The sequence below is a fragment of the Pseudomonas monteilii NBRC 103158 = DSM 14164 genome (genome assembly GCF_000730605.1).
Classification (GTDB): Bacteria; Pseudomonadota; Gammaproteobacteria; order Pseudomonadales; family Pseudomonadaceae; genus Aquipseudomonas; species Aquipseudomonas monteilii.
Genome location: NZ_BBIS01000008.1, coordinates 221,752 through 237,837, shown reverse-complemented (window position 1 = coordinate 237,837; position 16,086 = coordinate 221,752). Strand labels below are relative to the sequence as shown.

The window sequence follows — 16,086 nt, the reverse complement described above, 5'->3', positions numbered from 1 at the left end:
AATGCACCGCGCCGATACGCCCAGTCAGCGTTGCCAGCGCATGAAGGCTTCCTGAGTCAGTTGCTCGATCAATGCACGTTCTTTCTTTTCCAGTTCCTTGGTCAGTGCCTTGCACTGTTCGAGATAAGTGTTTTCACTGAGCGTTCCGTCAGTTACAAGCGCTTCGGCATGCTCCAGCGCCAGACGCTGGTCATCTACCAATGCCCTGAATCGCAGAAAGTACGTGTTGCGCAAGTAGTCTTGCCAATAGGATTGGTCGGCGAGTGACTGCCTAAGCCGTACATCGCTCTCCGCTGACAGGATTTCAGCCCTGGCGACATTGATGTCTTCAACGGTCACCAACGACTCTGCCAGGTAGTGCATGCGCACCGGCTGAGCCGGTAATTGCAAAGGCCCGGCGAGCCCGACCCGATAGGCAAGATACGTTTCGATGTCGTCGATGCTCTCCAGGCGCGCAGGCTCGTTGGCAAAGGCCTCTCTGAGCCGATTGAGCTTTTGTGCAGCCGCTCTGTCAACTTCTTGCAACCGATACAGCGAGCGCCCCAACCTTACCAAGGCCCTCTCGCTCTGCATCTGCGAAAGGCCCGCCGTTTCACGATGAACCAGCGCACGAACCTCCAGTTGGCTAAACAACCAAAGCACACGGTCTTCACAGGTCGCCACCCCCCCTGCCTGCGCGAACATGAGCTCACGTAACTCACCGTTCTGCTCGCACGCCTCGATAATGGCCCATACCCTTGCCCGGTAGTACATCGGGTGTTTCAAGAAGTCTGGCGAACTGCCAAGGTCATGCAGGAAGTGAAAGAAGTCACTGGAGCCCGGCTCATTGCGCAAATTGAGCCATGCCTGCTCACGCGAACTCCGCAACGCACCGACTGCCCCCGTCAGCCACTGAGACAACTCCGCCTGCTGCAACAGATGCTCACGGTAGCTCGGGCTTCCCTCCACAACGGGTTGCACCGCGCTGGACGGGCCCGGCTGTGCTTGTACATAGCGTTCACTGGCTTCGTCCAACGGATTGCCACGCAGCTCCATTTGTTCCAGGCGCGCCCGCAGGCCTTGCAGATCCTGGTTAACTTGCTGGATCTGGTTTTCACGCAGGTCGACAAGGCCGCGCCATGGCAATTGCTGGAGGTTCTCCGGCAATTCGGCAAGCGCGGTTCCGCGTAGTCCCACATTCCGCAAGTTCAACAACCCCCTCACCTCTGGGGCAATCCCCAACGGGTTGAAGTTGATCTCAAGGTCTTCAAGGTTACGCAGCCTCCTCAACCGCTCGTTATCTGCCAGGGCAAAAATGATCTGGTTGTTGTCCAGACGTAGTTGTCGAAGCTCGGGCAAATGCTCCAGGCCCGCAGGGATCGACAACAACCGGTTGTCACGCAAGTCCAGCTCCCTCAGGTTTGGAAAACGCCTGAGGAAATCGGCGTCGATTTCCTCCAACGCCATATCGCGCATAACCAGTCGTGTCACGTGCTCGAACATGATGTCCTGCGGCAAGCCAGGCAGGCGGCCCACCCGTTCGGCGCAAATCTCTAGCGCGTAAGTGCCATCGCTCAACATTCCCGCTTTACGGCGCCAGCAACGGCGAATTGCCCTCACCACTCTGCTGCGCCTTAGCAGGTCGAGAATATTTACATACTCCGCTCGCCAACTCGCCAGCCCTTGACGCAGGCTCATCCACTGCTCATGTAACCGCTCATACCGTGACCACGGGTCAGCCCCCGCTGCCATGGCATCCAACACATAGCGCTGCAGCTGCTCATCGTTGAGCGTGGGAAAAATCTGCCTGATTCCGCGCCTGCTGGCTTGCGCACGGCCATTCCCTCGCCCACTCAGCGGGTAGCCAAGCCGACCATCGGCAAAGCGAACCGGCGGCCGTACAGCCCCAGGGACAGGTCCTTGCCCAATGAGCCGGGACGCAACATCGCGGTGAAGGCGCGCGTGAGCTGCCAGCACGTTTACCAATTGCGACTCACTAAGCATTGCATCCCCCAGCAGTAACTTCTGGTCTTCCCCCATCACCAGCAAGAGCGCATTCATGAGGCTGTCGGTGGTAGTCACGCCAGCTTGAGCGCCCCCCGTCAGATCATGAATGCTGTAACGGCGTTTCTCGCGCACGATGCAAATGACCTGCTGTGACACCTCGGCCCCCACCCGGCCAAGCACATCCCCTTCGGGCGAGCCCTCCCGTAACTCGACGCGAAGCGAATCGGGCCAGGCCGCGAGTTCCTGTACCAACCCCAAGGCCAATCGTTCAGTATCGGTGTTAACCGCAGATGCTTGCCTCAAGCCCGCGCAGGCTCGGTCCAGGCGGCTGTCACGGAGAAACCAGCGCGCTCTTTCTGCCATGGCCAGCGACACCCGCCCGGTGCTATTCAGCAGCTCCAGATCACCACTGTTCACTTGCTGACGTATTTCTTTTGCGCCTCGCACGCTGAGCCCTGGGAAATGCCGGCGCAGTAGAGCATCTTCCACCTCTTCAGCCTCCTGCGCCGCCGCGACCAACATGTCGAAAGCAGCGGTATCCATCGCAGGATGCGCAGCATGTAACCGGTAACGGTCCAACGCATCCTGAAGGCGCGCAGGTGTGGGCGCGTTTTCTACGTTCAAGCGCCGTAACTGCGCCTCATCGAAACCTGTGCAATCGAGCACGGCCGTAGCCTGCTCTGGGCTGATATCAGTGAACCTGGCCGCCAGCCTCTGCAATAACAAATGCTCTCCCTGCCATTCCTGAGGTTGCTCGAGCGCATGGCGCCAACCACCACTGCCATTGCGCTCCAGCAGTGGGCGGTAGGCATCTTCACGCGTAGGGTGGCGGATCAGCAGGTCCTTGCGATCCCGAGAACTCGCCAGCTGGAAATCCCCTTCTGACAAACGCAGATGCCCAGCCTGGCGATCGATAGAGACCAGCCCCGTCGACGGGCTACCCATTCTGTCGACACGGTAGGCACTCATGTCCCTGGAGCACAGTTTCAGGCGCTCGTTGCCAACCACTACCGGTATCAATTCATCAACAAAGCTCACGCGCTCTAACAGCCGTGCGCCTGCCGTTGCACCCGCCCCCAGGGCCGCACCAACGACAATCGTTTCTGCTACCGAGAACAAATGCCCCAGCGCAGCCTGCCGATCACCGATTTTCCAATCCTGATAGCCCTCATAGACTTCGTCGGCGACTTGAAGCGCTGCAATGCCCAGCATGACCTCACCCAGCACCGGGACAAAAAAACCAGCCAGGCCAAGCAACGCCAATCCGGTACTTGCATAGGATCTCAGTTCGGCGTTACGCGACTCGGCATCCTTGACGCCGGTCGGGATGGCCAGAACCTTGGCGTCATCAAGAATCTTGTCGATACGCTGGCTCCGCAGGTAGCGGAACAGCGACAGTTCAACAACCAGGTTTCGACAATCGAGGCTGAGCGGTGTGCCAGCCTTGGCTTTCTCTTTGCGCCCCTCAAGCTGGGTACTGAATGAAATCCGATCACGCTCGGCGATGAACCGGCCGAAAAAACTGGCATAGGCTGCCTCGTGCAAACGCAACCCCAATACCTCATAGAACCCGTCCCAGGACCGGAAATGCTGAATGGCCTGAACGGGATCACCCGGGATCCACACCAGCAGATTGCGCATTGCTCCCTTACTGTCTCTGACTTCAACAGTCACCACTCCGTGTACGCATTTGCCCAATACATAAAGCTGCCGAATCTTGAACATGTTCGGTGAAGCCGGGCTCGATTCAACGCCTTGCATACTGCCCGATGCCGTCTTGTCGCAGAGACTCAAAAGCTGCACGCTCGTGTGCTCATCAATCAGCCCTTTGAGCGCCGCAATACGCACAGCGGCCTCCATGGCTGAGCGGGAAGACTCTTCAAGCAGGTTCGCCACGTTTTGCCGAGCCTGCTCATCGGCGGGCAGCAAAGTCTGATGCAGTGTGTTCTGGTACAGGCCGCCAAGATCCAGTTCACGGCTTAGCTTGGCAAACTGCACGAAAGAGACAGGTAAAACTGCACCAGATGGGGCCTCGAGCCGGCGACGAATCCGGGGCCGGGCCTGCACTTCATCCAGGGCGAAGTTATGCAGGGCCGCAGACAACAGGGGCACCGAAGCGGTACGCACAACGCGCACAACGGGGGGCAGTGGAAACATACTGGCGTATTCCTTTCGCACCACCGTGCACAGAGAGGCTTTGCGTACATCCACGTTGATGTTGTGCTCCGCTTGCAGTTGCTTCTCCAGCTTTGGCGCGGAGAACTCCACCAGCCCGGCAAGGCCTTTCAGCAGTTCTCTTACGCGTTCTGCACCCGCCTGCTCCGCACGCAAGGCAAGGTGCAGATCCCTGAGCGCTTCGACAGACGCCTTTCTGATCCAGTCCGGTATTTGCTTGGCGATCACGGCATCAATGGAATCCGCAGGGATGGGGTTCGAGCCAAGGTGTTCACGCGCATCGGTCATGGGTTCTGCCTCCTGAAATTCAGGTAGCAGGCCACGGCCTCACGCTACGAAAGTGGTAATTAAATATGAGTACCATCAACTCACCAGCCCCCCATTCGGATTACCGAACACCAAAATGCAACGCGTTCGGAATACCGGCCGAAAAATTACGTTGCAATTGCCTGGAAAACTTCAAACCCCAGGATTTTCGCGGCGTTATGATCGGAGTCAGGGCTTGGCACGAGTCATGCTCTACACTTGGTAGCCGAATGCACTCGCTTCTTGCGGTATTCGTTGAACGAAAGAGTCCGCCAACGGCTCCATAAAAAAAACAAACACGTCGAGGAAAATTTGATGCGTATCGTTCGTCAATTGCTGGGCGCCGCCATCGCGGCTGCTGTGATCGCTTCGCCAGCCATGGCAGAAGAACTGACCGGCACCCTGAAGAAGATCAAGGAATCGGGCACCATCACCCTGGGCCACCGCGACTCCTCCATCCCGTTTTCCTACCTGGCCGGCAAGCCCGAGCCCGTGGGCTACTCGCATGACATCCAGCTGGCTGTCGTCGACGCCCTGAAGAAGCAACTGGGCACGGACATCAAGGTCCGTTACAACCTGGTCACCTCTCAGACCCGTATCCCGCTGGTGCAGAACGGCACCGTCGACCTGGAGTGCGGCTCCACCACCAACAACGTCGAGCGCCAGCAGCAAGTCGGCTTCTCGGTCGGCATCTTCGAAGTCGGTACCCGCCTGCTGACCAAGGTCAAGGACGGTCAGCCGGCATACAAAGACTTCCCGGACCTGGCCGGCAAGAACGTGGTAACCACTGCGGGCACCACGTCCGAACGCATCCTTAAGGCGATGAACGCCGACAAGCAGATGAAGATGAACGTGATTTCCGCCAAGGACCACGGTGAAGCCTTCAACATGCTCGAAAGCGGCCGCGCCGTGGCCTTCATGATGGACGACGCCCTGCTCGCCGGCGAAATGGCCAAGGCCCGCAAACCGTCGGACTGGGTCATCACCGGTACCCCGCAGTCGTACGAAATCTACGGCTGCATGGTGCGCAAGGATGACGCAGCCTTCAAGAAAGCGGTCGATGACGCCATCGTCGGTTACTTCAAGTCGGGCGAAGTCAACAAGAGCTACGACAAGTGGTTCCAGCAGCCGATCCCGCCAAAGGGCCTGAACCTGCAGTTCCCGATGAGCGAAGAGCTGAAGAAACTGATCGCCGAGCCGACCGACAAGGCAGCGGACGAGAAGAAGTCCTGATCCTCAGCGTTTAGTGGCCTGATGCGCATCCGCGCACGATTGAACCCACAGGCCGCAACATTAGTGTCTACCCTTTCATCCGAGGGCGCCCAGCGCCCCCGGATGCTCGAAGGTGCCCGTGAAACAACCGTCTGAGGGGAAATCCCGATGAATTACAACTGGGACTGGGGCGTGTTCTTCAAGTCCACCGGCGTGGGCAGCGAAACTTATCTGGACTGGTACGTCACCGGTCTGGGCTGGACCATCGCCATCGCCATTTCCGCCTGGATTATCGCCTTGCTGCTGGGCTCGGTGCTCGGTGTGATGCGTACCGTGCCGAACCGCGTGGTATCCGGTATCGCGACCGCCTATGTGGAGCTGTTCCGCAACGTGCCGCTGCTGGTGCAGCTGTTCATCTGGTACTTCCTGGTACCGGACCTGTTGCCCGAAGGCCTGCAGGAATGGTTCAAGCAAGACCTCAACCCGACGACCTCGGCACTGATCAGCGTGGTGATCTGCCTGGGCCTGTTCACCGCCGCCCGCGTGTGTGAACAGGTACGTACCGGTATCCAGGCGCTGCCCCGCGGCCAGGAAGCCGCTGCCCGTGCCATGGGCTTCAGCCTGCCGCAGATCTACACCAACGTGCTGCTGCCGCAAGCCTACCGGATCATCATTCCGCCGCTCACGTCAGAATTCTTGAACGTGTTCAAGAACTCCTCGGTGGCGTCACTGATCGGCCTGATGGAGCTGCTGGCACAAACCAAGCAAACCGCCGAGTTCTCGGCCAACCTGTTCGAGGCCTTTACCCTGGCCACGCTGATCTACTTCACCCTGAACATGGGCCTGATGCTGCTGATGCGCATGGTCGAGAAGAAAGTCTCGGTGCCTGGCCTGATTTCCGTAGGGGGCAAATAAATGGACATGGATTTCAGCGAAATCATCCCGGCCCTGCCTGCCTTGTGGGAAGGCATGGTCATGACCCTGCAACTGATGGTCATGGGCGTGGTTGGCGGCATCGTGCTGGGCACCATCTTGGCCCTGATGCGCTTGTCGTCGAACAAGCTGCTGTCGAACGTGGCCGGCGCTTACGTCAACTACTTCCGTTCCATCCCTCTGCTGCTGGTGATCACCTGGTTCTACCTGGCGGTGCCATTCGTGCTGCGCTGGATCACCGGCGAGGACACCCCGGTGGGTGCCTTCACCTCCTGCGTGGTGGCGTTCATGATGTTCGAGGCCGCCTACTTCTGCGAAATCGTCCGCGCTGGCGTGCAGTCGATTTCCAAGGGCCAGATGGGCGCCGCCCAGGCCCTGGGCATGACCTACGGCCAGACCATGCGCCTTATCATCCTGCCCCAGGCCTTCCGCAAGATGACCCCGCTGCTGTTGCAGCAGAGCATCATCCTGTTCCAGGACACCTCGCTGGTGTACACCGTAGGCCTGGTGGACTTCCTCAACTCGGCACGCTCCAACGGCGACATCATCGGGCGCTCCCATGAGTTCCTGATCTTCGCCGGTGTCGTGTACTTCCTCATCAGCTTCTCCGCTTCGTGGCTGGTCAAGCGCCTGCAAAAAAGGATCACCGTATGATTTCCATCAAGAACGTCAACAAGTGGTACGGGGACTTCCAGGTACTGACCGACTGCAGCACCGAGGTCAAGAAAGGTGAAGTGGTGGTGGTGTGTGGCCCGTCGGGTTCGGGCAAGTCCACCCTGATTAAGTGCGTGAACGCCCTTGAACCCTTCCAGAAAGGTGACATCGTGGTCGATGGCACCTCGATTGCCGACCCGAAGACCAACCTGCCCAAGCTGCGCTCCCGGGTTGGCATGGTGTTCCAGCACTTCGAGCTGTTCCCGCACCTGTCCATCACCGAGAACCTGACCATTGCCCAGCGCAAGGTGCTCGGTCGCAGCGAAGCGGAAGCGACCAAGAAGGGCCTGGCCCTGCTCGACCGGGTAGGCCTTGGCGCTCACGCCAAGAAGCACCCCGGCCAGTTGTCCGGTGGCCAGCAGCAGCGCGTGGCCATCGCCCGCGCCCTGTCGATGGACCCGATCGTCATGCTGTTCGACGAACCGACCTCGGCACTGGACCCGGAAATGGTCAATGAAGTACTGGACGTCATGGTCGAGCTGGCCCACGAAGGCATGACCATGATGTGCGTGACCCACGAAATGGGCTTCGCCCGCAAAGTGGCCAACCGCGTCATCTTCATGGACAAGGGCAACATCATCGAGGACTGCCAGAAGGAAGACTTCTTCGGCAACCCGTCGGCCCGCCACGAGCGTACCCAGCACTTCCTCAGCAAGATCCTGCAGCACTGATTTTGCCTCACTGAACCGGTCGGCGCCGCTGCCCTTTCGGGCAGTTGGCGCTGGTCGTGACAAGGCCACTGTGATGAAATGCGATCCTTCGCTTCTTCTCCCTGCAAAGCCTGCCGTGAATTCCCGCCTGCTCCGCCAATTGCTGTTGCCGCCCCTGATCATCCTGCTGATGGTCGGACTGGGGATGGCTGGCTACCTGATCAGCGAAAGCAACGGCATTCGCACCCTCAGCGAAAACGGTGAGCGCCAGCTGGAGCTGCACGCGCGCACCGTCGAAAGCGAAATCAGCAAGTACACCTACCTGCCGAGCCTGCTGGAGCTGGAAGACAGCGTCTCGCACCTGCTCACCGACCCGGACGGCGGCTCACGGCAAACGGTAAACGAATACCTTGAGGGCCTGAACCGGCGCAGCCGCAGCCGAGCCATCTTCGTTCTCGATACCAATGGCCGGGTACAGGCCACCAGCAACTGGCGCGACGCCGACTCGTTCCTGGGTGAAGACCTGTCGTTCCGCGCCTACTTCCAGACAGCCGTGCGCGGTGAGCCTGGGCGTTTCTATGGCATCGGCAGCACCACCGGCGAGGCTGGCTACTACCTGGCTCATGGCCTGGAGGAGCACGGCAAGATCATCGGCGTGGCCGTGATCAAGGTGCGCCTGGACACGCTTGAGGAGCGCTGGCAACGTGCCCGTCTGGAGGCGTTCGTCAGTGACGAGAACGGCATCATCATCCTTTCCAGCGACCCGGCCCGACGCCTGAAGTCGGTGCGTCCGCTGACCCCGCAAATCAAGGAGCGCCTGGCGCGCAGCCTGCAATACTACTGGTGGCCGCTGAACGAGTTGCAGCCACTGGCCCGGGAAACCCTGGCCGATGGCGTGGAAAAACTGACCTTCCCGGCCAACAGCGAAACCGCAAAAGGCAAACCCCACGAGGTTGCCTACCTGGCGCAGACCCGTCGCCTGGTGGATACACCCTGGCATTTCACCCTGCTGACCCCGCTGCAGGACCTGCGCCGCGAATCCATGGTGCAGGGTATTCTGGTGGGCGTGGCGTTCGCCTTGCTGGCGATCCTCGGCATCGCCTGGAACGAACGACGCAAGGTCATCGCTACCCGCCTGGCAGCCCGTGAAGCCCTTGAGGAAGCGAATAGCCAGCTGGAGCGGCGGATTGCCGAGCGCACCGCCGACCTGCGTGCCAGCAACGAACGCCTGAAGGGGCAAATTCGCGAGCGCCGGCATGCAGAGCAAACCTTGCGCCACGCCCAGGATGAGTTGGTGCAGGCCGGTAAGCTGGCGGCCATCGGGCAAATGTCCACCAGTATCGCCCATGAGCTGAACCAGCCGCTGGCCGCGTTGCGCACCTTGTCTGGCAACACGGTGCGTTTCCTCGAACGTGGGGCACTGGAAACCGCCAGCACCAACCTGCGCACCATGAACGACCTTATTGACCGCATGGGCCGCATCACCGCCAGCCTGCGCTCCTTCGCCCGGCGCGGCGATGACAGCGGCCAGGCCTCGCTGGCCAAGGCGGTGGAGGCGACCTTGCAAGTATTGGCCAACCGCATCAGCGCCTGCCATTTGCAGTTGCACCACCAGTTCGACGACCAGCAGCTGGCTATCGACCAGACGCGCCTCGAACAGATTCTGGTCAACCTGATCGGCAACGCGCTTGATGCCATGGCCGCGCAACCGCTGCCCGAGCTATGGCTGGAAGGCGACCTGCAGGGCGACAAGTACCGCTTGCAGGTGCGCGACAATGGCCACGGCATCGATGCCGAGGCGCGCAAGCACCTGTTCGAACCTTTCTTCACCACCAAACCGGGCGAACATGGCCTGGGCCTGGGCCTGACCTTGTCGGCGAGCCTTGCCGCCGCCGCCAAGGGCAGCCTCAACGTCGAGCACCCCGCCACTGGCGGCACGGCCTTCGTCCTGGCCTTGCCCCTGGTTTCTCCCCCTAGCGAATCGGCAGAGCACCCATGAACCAAGCGCCTCTTACCGTCCTGATCGTCGAAGACGACCCGCATGTGCTGCTCGGCTGCCAGCAGGCGCTGGCGCTGGAAGATATCGCCTGCGAAGGCGTGGGTAGCGCCGAACAGGCGCTGGAACGCATCGGCGACGATTTCGCCGGCATTGTCGTCAGTGACATCCGCCTGCCAGGCATTGACGGCCTGGAACTGCTCAACCGCCTAAAGGCCCGTGATCGCAGCCTGCCGGTGGTGCTGATCACCGGCCATGGCGATATCGACATGGCCGTCGGCGCCATGCGTAACGGCGCCTACGACTTCATGGAAAAACCGTTCTCCCCCGAGCGCCTGGTCGATGTGGTGCGCCGCGCACTGGAGCAACGCGGGCTGTCGCGAGAAGTGGTGGCCCTACGCCGCCAACTGGCCGGACAGAGCAGCCTTGAGGGCCGCATCATTGGCCGTTCCCCCGCCATGGAGCACTTGCGCGAACTGATCGCCAACGTCGCCGATACCTCAGCCAACGTGCTGATCGAAGGCGAAACCGGTACCGGGAAAGAGCTGGTCGCACGCTGCCTGCACGATTTCAGCCGCCGCCAGAGCCAACCGTTCGTGGCGCTGAACTGTGGCGGCCTGCCGGAAAACCTGTTCGAAAGCGAGATTTTTGGCCATGAGGCCAACGCCTTCACCGGCGCCGGCAAACGCCGCATCGGCAAGATCGAGCACGCCAACGGCGGCACGCTGTTCCTCGATGAAGTCGAGAGCATGCCGATCAACCTGCAGATCAAGCTGCTGCGCGTGCTGCAGGAACGTACCCTGGAACGATTGGGCTCTAACCAGAGCATCCCGGTGGATTGCCGGGTAATTGCCGCGACCAAGGCCGACCTCGACAGCATGGGCCAGAGCGGCCAGTTCCGCAGCGACCTGTATTACCGGCTGAACGTGGTCACCCTGGAACTGCCGCCACTGCGCGAGCGCCGCGAAGACATCCTGCAACTGTTCGAACACTTCCTCCAGCAGTCGGCCCTGCGCTTCGACCGGGAAACCCCGACGCTGGACAGCCAGACCTTGTCGCGCCTGATGGCCCACGATTGGCCGGGCAATGTGCGCGAGTTGCGCAACGTGGCCGAACGCTATGCGCTTGGCCTGCCGGCGTTCAAGAAAGGCCCCAGCAGCGGCGCCAGCCAAGGTTTGGGCTTTGCCGAGGCGGTGGAGGCGTTTGAACGCAACCTGCTCAGCGACGCCCTGCAGCGCACCGGGGGCAACCTGAGCCAGGCCAGCCAGGAGCTGGGCATGGCCAAGACCACGTTGTTCGACAAAGTGAAGAAATACGGCCTCGGCTGACCTCAACCCAAACTGGAATAACAACGTGGATCTGGTATTCAAAGCGGCCCTGGGCGCTGGCGTGGTACTGCTGCTGGCGGTGCTGTCAAAGACGCGTAACTACTACATCGCCGGGCTGGTGCCGCTGTTCCCCACTTTTGCCCTGATTGCCCATTACATTGTTGGCAAGGGGCGCAGCATTGCCGACCTGAAGACCACCATCCTGTTCGGCATGTGGTCGATCATTCCGTATTTCGTGTACCTGGCGACCCTGTATCTATTGGTTGACCGCCTGCGCCTGGAGGCATCGCTGGCACTGGCCACGGTGGCCTGGCTGATGGCCGCGACCGTGCTGGTGACCTTGTGGGTGCGGATGCACTGATTGATATCGGCGCGGGTTTCAGAGCCCTGCGATATGCGTGACATCCTGCCGATGCGCTTGCAGATAAGGCAACACAGCCCCCAGCAGCGGCGCTTTGAACGGCTCCTGGAAGCGGTGTGCCAGCCCTGGTATCAAGCGCAGCTGGCTGCCTTGAATATGCGCCGCCAGGTGCACACCATGCATCACCGGCAGCAACGGGTCAGCCGTGCCATGCACCACCAGGGTCGGCACCCTCAACTGGTTCAATAGCTCGACGCGGCTTGGCTCGGCCAGGATCGCCATGATCTGGCGCTTGGCCCCGTCCGGGTTGAACGCCCGGTCGTAAGCCACCGCTGCCTGGTGCAGCAACACGGCGCGGTCGTCCCGCACCTCTGGGCTGCCCAACGCCGCCAGCAGGTCGGCCTGCTGCTCGATGGCCACCTCGCGGTTTGGCGCGCTACGCCGGGCCAGCAACTGTACCAGCGCCGGGGCCGGCGCCGGCAACCCCGCCGCCCCGGAACTGGACATGATCAACGTCAGGCTGCGCACGCGCTCGGGAGCCATGGCTGCCAGGTGCTGGGCGATCATGCCGCCCATGCTCACGCCCAGTACATGAAACTGGCGCACCCCCAAGGCGTCCATCAGGCGTAAGCCATCGTCTGCCATGTCGGTCAGCGTATAAGGCGCCGCCACTGGCAAGCCCAGCTTGTAACGCAGCAGCTCCACCGTCAGGTTTGCCGACGGCGGCACCTGGTTCCAGCGTGACAGCCCGACATCGCGGTTGTCGTAGCGAATAACCCTGAAACCTTGGCGGCACAATGCCTCGACCACATCGTCCGGCCAGTGGATCAGTTGCCCGCCCAGGCCCATGACCAGCAGCAAGGCCGGATCACGCGGCGCGCCCACGCTCTGGTACACCAGGCTGACCGTGCCCAGCTCGGCGCGCTGCTCCGGTACCTGGGCGTCACAACGCTGTTCGGCGAAGCTGGCAGGTACGCTGAAAAGGAAGAAAAGAAAAAGCCAAAAAGCCCGCATGAAAGAAACACCAGAATGCAGATCCCCAGTAGAGCGCGAGTCTGATGAATTCTGTTCGGGCGCGCTGCCACAGTTCGGTGACAGTTTCATGACTCCCGCCAGGCGGTGCGGCTGAACGCCCAGTCGACAGGCACGCCAACATGAGAGAAACTCAACTCATTCCCTGTTTCTTCAATCCCACACCCCGGAGTCAGCTGTGCTGGAGATCCGTCACCTGAAAACCCTTCATGCCCTGCGCGAAGCCGACAGCCTGGTGGAAGCCGCCGAGCGCCTGCACCTGACCCAGTCGGCGCTGTCGCATCAGTTCAAGGAGCTGGAAGAGCGCCTGGGCCTGCCGCTGTTCGTGCGCAAGACCAAGCCGATCCGCTTCACCAGTGCCGGGCTGCGCCTGCTGCAACTGGCTGATGCCACCCTGCCACTGCTGCGCGGCGCCGAGCGCGACATTGCGCGCCTGGCCGGTGGCACCGCCGGGCGCCTGCACATGGCCATCGAATGCCACAGCTGCTTCCAGTGGCTGATGCCGACCATCGACCAGTTCCGCGATGCCTGGCCGGAAGTGGAGCTGGACCTAGCCTCCGGCTTTGCCTTCGCCCCGCTGCCGGCACTGGCACGCGGCGACCTGGACCTGGTGGTGACTTCCGACCCGGTGGACCTGGCAGGTATCACGTATGTGCCGCTGTTCACGTACGAAGCGATGCTGGCCGTGGCTAACCAGCACGCGCTGGCCAGCAAGCCCTACATCGTGCCGCAAGACTTGCTCGACCAGACGCTGATCACCTACCCGGTGGAGCGCGACCGCCTGGACATCTTCACCCGCTTCCTGGAGCCGGCCGACATAGAGCCGGCTGCCGTGCGCACGTCGGAGCTGACGGTGATGATGATGCAACTGGTGGCCAGTGGCCGTGGGGTCTGCGGCATGCCGCACTGGGCACTGCACGAGTACAGCTCGCGCGGCTATGTAAAGGGCAAGCGCCTGGGTGAAAAAGGCCTGTTCGCCACCCTTTATGCTGCCGTGCGCACCGACATGCTCGATGCGCCGTACATGCGCGACTTCTTGTTGACCGCCAAAGACACCTCGTTCGCCACGCTCGACGGCGTCAGCGCGGTGCGCTGACTGCCTGGCGGTACAGCGGCAGTATCAGGTCGCGGGTCAAAGGCGCCAGCGGCAGGGCTGGTGCCTGATCGGCAGCCAGCCACACCACCTCTTCGATCTCCGCAGCCGGCGTTACCGACGCGGCGCTGTCGACACGGAACAGTTCGGCTTGCACCTCGAAGCCTGGTTCGTTCGCGGCCGGGGCACTGAACCGGCCCAGATGCACGGCCTGGTCCGCGTTGATGTTCAGCCCCAGCTCTTCATGCAGTTCACGCACCAGCGCCTGCACCGGTGATTCACCGGCATCGATCTTGCCACCTGGCTGCATGAAGGCCTCGGTGCCGCGCTTGCGCACCAGCAAGGTACGGCCCTGGGGGTCGATCAGCAGGGCAGCGGCGATGCGGATGATGTTGGGCATGGGAGGGCTCGCTGGAAATAATGGCCGGGGAGGATCCCATGGGGATCATTGGCCTGACAAGGCCAGCGCCCACAAGAAGACAGCTGCTGCCACAGGGCATGTGTTCCGGCTGTGGTCATACCCTCGATTCGAGAATGGTTTTCGCTACCCCGATTTTAATTTGCAGCGCCCCGCATCTTGGCTATGGTCGGGGTTTGCCCCCAGGCCCTGAGCCTGACCGCGCCATCGCAAGGACCCCGTATGAGCCTGTCACTTCTCAGTCGCTATGCCTTCTTCGCCGCCTGTGTGCTGTTCACCCTGGCGAGCCTGCCCTTCACCCACCACGAATGGCTGTGGCCGTTCACCCTGACCACTGGCATCCTCAGCCTGATCGGCGTATTCGACCTGCTGCAGCAACGCCATGCGGTGCGCCGCAACTACCCGATTCTGGGCAACATCCGCTACCTGGTCGAAGCCATTCGCCCGGAAATCCGCCAGTACCTGCTGGAATCGGACAGCGACGCCTTGCCGTTCTCCCGCGCCCAGCGTTCGCTGGTGTATGCCCGGGCGAAAAACGAAGCCTCGGACAAGCCATTCGGCACCCTGATCGATGTATACGAGTCCGGCTTCGAGTTCATCGGCCACTCCATGCGCCCGGCGCCGCTGGCCGACCCGTCCAGCTTCCGCGTCATTGTCGGCGGGCCGCAGTGCAGCCAGCCGTACTCGGCATCGATTTTCAACATTTCGGCAATGAGCTTCGGCTCGCTCAGCGCCAACGCCATCCGCGCCCTCAACCAGGGTGCCAAGCTGGGTAATTTCCACCATGACACCGGCGAGGGCAGCATCAGCCCTTACCACCGCGAGCACGGTGGCGACCTGGTCTGGGAACTGGGCAGTGGCTACTTCGGTTGCCGCACGCCAGACGGGCGCTTCGACCCCGAACGCTTCGCCGCCCAGGCGCGCAGCCCGCAGGTTCGCATGATCGAGATCAAGATGAGCCAGGGCGCCAAACCCGGCCATGGCGGCATCCTGCCCAAACACAAGGTCACCCAGGAAATCGCCGAGACCCGTGGCGTGCTGATGGGTGAGGACTGCATCTCGCCGTCGCGCCACAGCGCTTTCTCTACGCCAATCGAGATGATGCAGTTCATCGCACAGCTGCGTGAATTGTCCGGTGGCAAACCCGTCGGTTTCAAATTCTGCCTGGGCCACCCTTGGGAGTTCATGGGCATTGCCAAAGCCATGCTGGAAACCGGCATCCTGCCCGACTTCATTGTTGTCGATGGCAAGGAAGGCGGCACCGGCGCGGCGCCGGTGGAATTCACCGACCATATCGGCGTGCCGCTACGCGAAGGGTTGTTGTTCGTGCACAACACCCTGGTGGGCCTTAACTTGCGCGACAAGATCAAGCTCGGGGCCAGCGGCAAGATTGTCAGCGCCTTCGACATCGCCAGCGTACTGGCGATTGGCGCTGACTGGGCAAACTCGGCACGCGGCTTCATGTTCGCCATCGGTTGTATTCAGTCGCAGAGCTGCCACACCAACAAGTGCCCGACCGGCGTGGCGACACAAGACCCACTACGCCAGCGTGCGCTGGTGGTGCCGGACAAGGCCCAGCGGGTATTGAACTTCCACCACAACACCCTGCGTGCCCTGGCTGAAATGCTCGCGGCGGCAGGCCTGGAGCACCCTGCGCAGCTGGAGGCCAAGCACCTGGTGCGGCGCATCTCGGCCACCGAGATCAAGCTGTTCTCGCAGATGCATGTGTTCTTGAAGCCAGGAGAGCTGCTGACGGGCGAGGTGAACGGGCAGTTCTATTCGCGCATGTGGCAACTGGCCCGGGCGGACAGTTTTGAACCGCACAGTGAAGTAGCTGCCTGAGAGAGCCCCGGGGCTGCTGCGCAGCCCCGGTTATTTCAGA

Annotated in this window: 12 protein-coding genes; 9 read left to right on the top strand and 3 right to left on the bottom strand. The window is 61.5% G+C overall.

Features of this window, described 5'->3' with window-relative positions; all coding sequences use genetic code 11:
• Positions 1-24: 24 nt before the first annotated feature.
• Positions 25-4,449: an NEL-type E3 ubiquitin ligase domain-containing protein gene (locus PM2_RS03565; protein WP_042131260.1), complete on the bottom strand. Its 4,425-nt coding sequence runs from the start codon at positions 4,447-4,449 to the stop codon at positions 25-27.
• 333 nt (positions 4,450-4,782) lie between these two features.
• On the opposite strand from PM2_RS03565, the gene PM2_RS03560 reads away from it, so the two are divergent.
• The 7 genes from PM2_RS03560 to PM2_RS03530 all read left to right on the top strand — a co-directional run bounded on the left by PM2_RS03560 (position 4,783) and on the right by PM2_RS03530 (position 11,661).
• Positions 4,783-5,700, top strand: a complete 918-nt coding sequence (locus PM2_RS03560) for a glutamate/aspartate ABC transporter substrate-binding protein (protein WP_016713730.1) — start codon at positions 4,783-4,785, stop codon at positions 5,698-5,700.
• Positions 5,701-5,847: 147 nt separating this feature from the next.
• Positions 5,848-6,594 (top strand): amino acid ABC transporter permease, encoded by a 747-nt coding sequence (locus PM2_RS03555; protein WP_019096550.1) that lies wholly within the window; start codon positions 5,848-5,850, stop codon positions 6,592-6,594.
• Complete coding sequence (locus tag PM2_RS03550; RefSeq protein ID WP_028698557.1) at positions 6,595-7,266, top strand: amino acid ABC transporter permease; 672 nt, start codon at positions 6,595-6,597, stop codon at positions 7,264-7,266.
• Positions 7,263-7,997, top strand: coding sequence for an amino acid ABC transporter ATP-binding protein (locus PM2_RS03545; protein WP_003258023.1), 735 nt, complete (start codon positions 7,263-7,265; stop codon positions 7,995-7,997). Before PM2_RS03550 ends, PM2_RS03545 begins: the two co-directional genes overlap by 4 nt.
• 73 nt (positions 7,998-8,070) lie before the next feature.
• A complete protein-coding gene (gene aauS / locus PM2_RS03540) occupies positions 8,071-9,975 on the top strand; it encodes a two-component sensor histidine kinase AauS (RefSeq protein WP_028698558.1) in 1,905 nt (634 codons plus the stop codon).
• The gene (gene aauR / locus PM2_RS03535; protein ID WP_016713725.1) at positions 9,972-11,300 is read left to right on the top strand and encodes a two-component response regulator AauR; all 1,329 of its coding nucleotides are present in this window, start codon (positions 9,972-9,974) and stop codon (positions 11,298-11,300) included. The genes aauS and aauR overlap by 4 nt, the downstream gene beginning before the upstream one ends.
• Before the next feature lie 25 nt (positions 11,301-11,325).
• Positions 11,326-11,661: a GlpM family protein gene (locus PM2_RS03530; RefSeq protein ID WP_028698559.1), complete on the top strand. Its 336-nt coding sequence runs from the start codon at positions 11,326-11,328 to the stop codon at positions 11,659-11,661.
• Positions 11,662-11,679: 18 nt separating this feature from the next.
• Here the strand turns inward: PM2_RS03530 and PM2_RS03525 are convergent, their stop codons facing one another.
• Positions 11,680-12,675: an alpha/beta fold hydrolase gene (locus PM2_RS03525; protein ID WP_028698560.1), complete on the bottom strand. Its 996-nt coding sequence runs from the start codon at positions 12,673-12,675 to the stop codon at positions 11,680-11,682.
• 196 nt (positions 12,676-12,871) lie between these two features.
• On the opposite strand from PM2_RS03525, the gene metR reads away from it, so the two are divergent.
• Entirely contained in the window at positions 12,872-13,789 is a 918-nt protein-coding gene (metR, locus tag PM2_RS03520) for a transcriptional regulator MetR (protein ID WP_019097212.1), read from the top strand.
• On the opposite strand, the gene PM2_RS03515 is transcribed toward metR, so the two are convergent.
• Positions 13,773-14,186, bottom strand: a complete 414-nt coding sequence (locus PM2_RS03515) for an NUDIX hydrolase (protein ID WP_016713721.1) — start codon at positions 14,184-14,186, stop codon at positions 13,773-13,775. The two genes, metR and PM2_RS03515, sit on opposite strands and share 17 nt — an antisense overlap.
• A 240-nt stretch (positions 14,187-14,426) precedes the next feature.
• On the opposite strand from PM2_RS03515, the gene PM2_RS03510 reads away from it, so the two are divergent.
• Positions 14,427-16,046 (top strand): FMN-binding glutamate synthase family protein, encoded by a 1,620-nt coding sequence (locus PM2_RS03510; protein WP_016713720.1) that lies wholly within the window; start codon positions 14,427-14,429, stop codon positions 16,044-16,046.
• Positions 16,047-16,086 lie beyond the last annotated feature (40 nt).